This window comes from Longimicrobiales bacterium (assembly GCA_028823235.1).
GTDB lineage: Bacteria > Gemmatimonadota > Gemmatimonadetes > Longimicrobiales > Gaopeijiaceae > UBA2589.
The window spans coordinates 1-5307 of sequence record JAPKBW010000049.1; the positions used below are offsets into that span (position 1 = coordinate 1).

The 5307-nt window shown below is 62.7% G+C and carries 4 protein-coding genes; 1 reads left to right on the forward strand and 3 read right to left on the reverse strand.

Annotation, left to right across the window (positions count from 1 at the left end):
* Positions 1-292 precede the first annotated feature (292 nt).
* Genes OSA81_13210 through OSA81_13220 form a run of 3 tightly spaced genes read right to left on the reverse strand, consistent with a single transcriptional unit; the run spans position 293 to position 3964 of the window.
* Positions 293-1834 (reverse strand): ABC transporter ATP-binding protein, encoded by a 1542-nt coding sequence (locus OSA81_13210; protein MDE0899960.1) that lies wholly within the window; start codon positions 1832-1834, stop codon positions 293-295.
* A 29-nt stretch (positions 1835-1863) separates the two neighbouring features.
* Positions 1864-2793, reverse strand: coding sequence for an ABC transporter permease (locus OSA81_13215; protein ID MDE0899961.1), 930 nt, complete (start codon positions 2791-2793; stop codon positions 1864-1866).
* Positions 2786-3964, reverse strand: coding sequence for an ABC transporter permease (locus tag OSA81_13220; GenBank protein ID MDE0899962.1), 1179 nt, complete (start codon positions 3962-3964; stop codon positions 2786-2788). The genes OSA81_13215 and OSA81_13220 overlap by 8 nt, the downstream gene beginning before the upstream one ends.
* A gap of 328 nt (positions 3965-4292) precedes the next feature.
* Between OSA81_13220 and OSA81_13225 the strand changes: the two genes are divergently transcribed.
* A partial coding sequence (locus tag OSA81_13225; protein ID MDE0899963.1) for a BMP family ABC transporter substrate-binding protein occupies positions 4293-5307 on the forward strand: 1015 nt, incomplete at its 3' end.

A 5307-nucleotide genomic window follows, 5' to 3' on the forward strand; every position in this document is an offset into this window, starting at 1 on the left:
AACCGTCGTCGGTGGGGCGAGGGTGGTCGTGGTGGGCGGGGCCGTGGTGGGGGCGACTTCGGGAGGATCCGGGGCAGCGCTGCCGCAGGCGGCGACCACGACGAGCAGCACCAGGGACCACCGGGGGAAGAGGGTCACGACCCCATGTTCGCGGATTGTCGGGATTGATGCCCGGTATCGGCCGAACAGGCGCTTCAGGACGCTGCTGTGTCAGGTGGTGCGGCCCCCCTGGTGCGGCTGTCGGCGACCTCGGGGAAACCCCTGTCGCTCGCCAGTTTCAACCACGGTTGCCTCAAGGGCCGTTCCGAGCCTCTTGCTCTGGAACTCCAGCCATCATGAGTCCTATGCGACTCCGGCTGGCTTCTCCGGTTGGCACGATTCCCACGATCCGGCCTTCGTACATCACTGCGATTCGATCAGCCAGCCCCAGAATCTCGTCGAGGTCCTCGGAGATGAGGAGCATTGCCGTTCCGAGGCCCCGTTGCTCGATCAAGAGGTTGTGGATGTACTCGGTTGCACCGATGTCAACCCCACGGGTCGGTTGGCACGCCAGCAAGACCTTCGGCTTCGCAGAAAGTTCACGAGCCAGAATCACCTTCTGGATATTTCCGCCCGAGAGACTGGATGTCGGAGTGTCAATGCTTGGCGTCTTGACGGCGAAGTCTTTGACCAACTTCTCGCAGTGCTGGTTGATCGCACCGAAGGCGAACATCCCACGTCTCGTGAATTTCTTGGAACCGTGTTCCAGGAGCAGCAGATTTTCCCCGACGGTGAACTCCGCTATGGCACCGTCCTTCATGCGTTCCTCGGAGATGAAGCCAAGGCCGCGATCTCGTCGGGCACGGACGTCCTCGTCCGTGACGTCGATTCCGTCGATGCGGACGATGCCACCGGCTTCGATGCTGCGCAGACCTGCGATCGCCTCAGCGAGTTCGCGCTGTCCGTTGCCCGACACGCCGGCGACTCCCAGAATCTCACCAGACCGCACCTGAAGATCGACCTGATCCACGGAGACTCCTCCACGGTCACCCTGGACAGTCAGGCCCGCCACCTCCAGACGAACTCCACCGGGTTCCCGCTTGGGTTTGTGGGGAGCCAGGTTCACGGATCTGCCGACCATCATCTGCGCCAACTCCTCCCTGTTGGTCTCCGCTGGAGTGGTGGTTCTGACAACTCGACCGTTCCGGAGGACGGTGATCCTGTCGCTGAGGCTCATCACCTCGCGAAGCTTGTGCGAGATGAAGATCAGGCCGCGCCCGCTGTCCGCCATCCGACGAAGGATCACGAAGAGATCGTCGACCTCCTGGGGAGTCAGGACCGCAGTCGGTTCGTCCAGGACCAGCAGTTCGACATCCCGATAGAGGGCCTTGACGATCTCGACCCGCTGACGCTCACCTACGGCCAGTCGTCGGACTTCGACCGACGGGTCGACAGCCAGCCCATGCTGTCTGGAGATCTCGGCAACGCGTTCCGACACCAGATCGAGGTCGGTGAAGGGCCGACGGGTAGAGGCTGTTCCGAGGGCAACGTTCTCCGCAACCGTCAAGGTAGGCACCAACATGAAGTGCTGATGGATCATGCCGATCCGTGCTGCGATCGCCTCCGAGGGAGACGTGATCTCCGTCGCGTCGCCGCGAAGGCGGATACTCCCCTCGTCGCTCTGGTAGAGGCCGAAGAGAATCTTGACCAAGGTGCTCTTGCCTGCACCGTTCTCTCCGAGCAGCGTGTGGACTTCCCCGTAGCGGACATCGAAATCGATGCTGTCGTTGGCGACGACGCCCGGAAACACCTTCGTGATTCCGTTCATCTCCAGGAGCCTTTGCTCTGATCTCATGGTGTCGGTTTGCCTTCCAGAGCTTTCGGTCAATGCCTCGTGAACGGCCGTGTGAGCGCGGCAGGCGCGCTGACACGACGAGCCAGAATGACGAGGGCGAGGATCGTCAGGACAGCAGGCGCCATAGCCGCCAGGTCCGAACCGTTGACGGGGATGATGCCGAGCGCCTTCCATTGGAGGACCGTGGCGTTGACCAACCCGTAGAGAAGTGCACCACTCATCACGCCGACTGGGCGCCAAGCACCGAAATACACGAGGGCCACGGCGATGAAGCCCATTCCCTGGGTGAGGTTCGGTTGGAAGATGCCCAGTTGGAGAACCAGGGCCGCACCCGCGAGTCCTGCCATCGAATTGGCGATGAGGATCGCTGCGAAACGGGTTCGCTCGACGGAAACACCGAGGCTGTCTGCCGCACCGGGATTCTCTCCGACCGACCGGATGTTGAGGCCGAACGTGGTCCTTCCCAGCAGGAGAACGGTGGCGGGCACCAGAAGAAATGCGAGGTAGGTCAAGAGGTTTCTCTGGAACAGGGCGGCTCCCAGGTGAGGTATGTCAGACAACACCGGAATGTCGACGTTTGGCAGACGCCGGACCGGTTTTGGTGTGCCCACTTGACGCCGGAAGAGCAGGCCGCTGAGTCCCAAACCGAAGATGTAGATGCCGATGCCACTTATGCCTTGTGTCGCGTTCAGGACCACGGTGATGAAGCCGTAGAGGAGTCCCATCACCAGTCCAACGATCACGCCTACCAGAACAGCCAGCCACAGGTTTCCTGTCTCGAGCACGACCCAGTACGAGAAGAAGGCGCTCAGGAGCATCACGCCGTCCACTCCCAGGTTGAGGACACCGCTTCGCTGGCCCACCGTTTCACCGAGCGAAGCGAGCAGGTACGGAGTCGCCAGCCGGATCCCCGAGGCTGCAGTGGCTACGAGGACACTGAGGGTGAAGAAGTCAGACATCCCCACTCCTCTCGGACGAATCGGGCAGGTCGGGCAGGTCTCCTGCCCCTACGCGCGAGGGCCCGGGGCCCTTTGTCCCGCTGCCGCTGCGCCTGTTGAAGAGCCCGGCATCGGTGAGCGACTTCTGGATCCAAGCGCGTGCGGGGGTGCTGCTGACAACGAAGATCACCACGATTCCGTTGAGTGCGACGGCGAGGGCTGCCGGCACCTGGAGCACGCGTTGGAGTTGGGTGGCGCCGGTCAGGAGAGCACCGAACAATATTGCGGATGGAACGGTCCAGAGTGGGTGCAGTCCTCCGAACAGTGCAGCCACGATCCCGTTGAAACCTGCACTTCCGGTGAAGCCGGTCGCGGATCCGTCGGTGACCATGCGCTGGCCCTCGCTGCCGAAGACGAGGATGGCGCCTGCGATCCCAGCCAGCGAGCCCGACAACGCGAGGGCGAGGGTGATGTTTCGTTCGACGTTTATTCCGGCAGCCCGCGCGGCGTCGGCCGAATGGCCGACGGCTCTCAGACGAAATCCTGTCGGGGTCCGCCAGAGGAGCAGGTATGCACCAACTGCGGCCACGATCGCCACGGGGACTCCGAGGTGGAGCCTTGTGCCGTCGATCAGATTGGGGAGCATCGCGTTGTCGGAAAGCCGTTGGGTCTGGGGAATTCGGGTTCCCGCCTCCATTTCGTAGGGGTCAATCAGCGGGCCCCTCAGGAGGTAGTTCATGAACCGGACCATCACAAGGTTGAGCATGATCGTGCTCAGGATCTCGTTTACGGAGGCGTAGGCCTTGAGCGCCCCGGGGATGGCCCCCGCAATTCCGCCTCCGATTAAGCCTGCCATGAGGACTGCCGGCACAAGGAGGATGGCGGGCAAATCCGGAAGGTTCAGCGCGACAACGGTGGAGAGAAGTGCTCCGGCGATGATCTGGCTCTCTCCGCCGATGTTGATCACATTTGTCCGGAAGGCGATCGTGATGCCTGCGCCCACCAGAATCAGCGGGGTGGCCTTGACTGCTGTTGCGGCGATACGGGAGCCGCTTCCGAATGCCCCGTCGAACATCGCGCTGAAACCCTCGACCGGGCTGGCTCCGAGCGCCAGGAGCATGGTCGCTCCAAACGCCAAGGCGACCACTGCAGCCAGGAGTGGAACCAGAGCGCCAACGAGACTCTTCAGCACCCTCGCCTACTTTCCTCTGGCTACGGTCCGATTGGGCGGACAATGTCTACAACACTTCACTGAAGCACACCTGAGCCGGACACTACGGCTTCGAACACCGGATCTGGATGCGTCGTGTCGGGCTTGGGTGTCACCCCGGTATCGGTGTATGTGTTTTGGATGCTACGCAAGGGGGTCAGCCCCCTGATCAACGCAGTGTCCGTCGTGATACTTGTGGTGTCGATGGACCTGGTCGTCGCGTCGCTTGTCCTTGAGCGGGCGACCAGTTCGCAGAGGGGGAAGTGGTCCGGCAGCCGCCGGGCACTTGGAGAATAGGGAGGAAGACTCAATGAAGAAGTGGATACGGATACTCGCACTGCTCAGTGCGGTCGGCATGGTGGCCGTCGGTTGCGGATCGGACGCAGAGTCGCCCGCTCCCACGACCGCGGCTCCGACCACTACCGCGTCTCCGACCACTACCGCGTCTCCTGACGCAGGTCCGCTGAGGGTGGCGATCGTTGCTCCGAGTGCATCCGACGATTTGGCGTTCAGCCAGAGCATGGTCGATTCGGTAAACGCCCTGGACCGTGACATCGACTTGTCGATCACGGACGGCACCTTCATCATCGAGGATGCGGCTGCTGCGATTCGCGGCTATGCCGAGGACGGACATGATGTGGTGATCGCCCATGGCACCCAGTTCGGTGCGTCCCTGATGGAGATCGCCCCGGACTTCCCGGACGTGACGTTCGCCTGGGGGACTGCCACTGACACGCAGGGCCTCGACAACGTCTTCGCGTATGCGCCTGCAGCCGACGAAGGTGGTTACGTCAACGGTTGGATCGCTTCTTCCCTCACCGAGACGGGAATCATCGGTGTGGTCGGGCCCATCGAGGCCGGCGACGCTGTCGCCTACATCAATGGATTCGAGGCCGGTGCCCTCGCTGGCGGAGCTGCTGAGGTGAACGTCACCTACACGGGTTCGTTTGGTGACGTGGCTCTGGCTGCCGAAGCTGCCGAGGCACACCTGGCCAACAACGCTGACGTCCTGACCGGCACCGCGCAGATGGTCGTTGGGGCGGTCGGTGTGGCCGCGGACAATGACGTTCCTTGGTTCGGCACGCAGGCCAACCAGACGTCGCTGGCCCCGGACCTGGTCGTTGCCTCGCAGGTGTACCACTGGGAGGTTGTGCTCGAGGAGATGTTGAGCCTTCGCGACAGTGGTGTCCTCGGAGGCCAAGCATTCGAGATCAACCTTGCCAACGGCGGTCTGGTGATCGAGTTCAACGACGCCTTCGCCCTACCCGCCGGCGTGCGCGACGAAGCCGACGCCATGATCACCGACATCGGCACAGGCGCAGTCG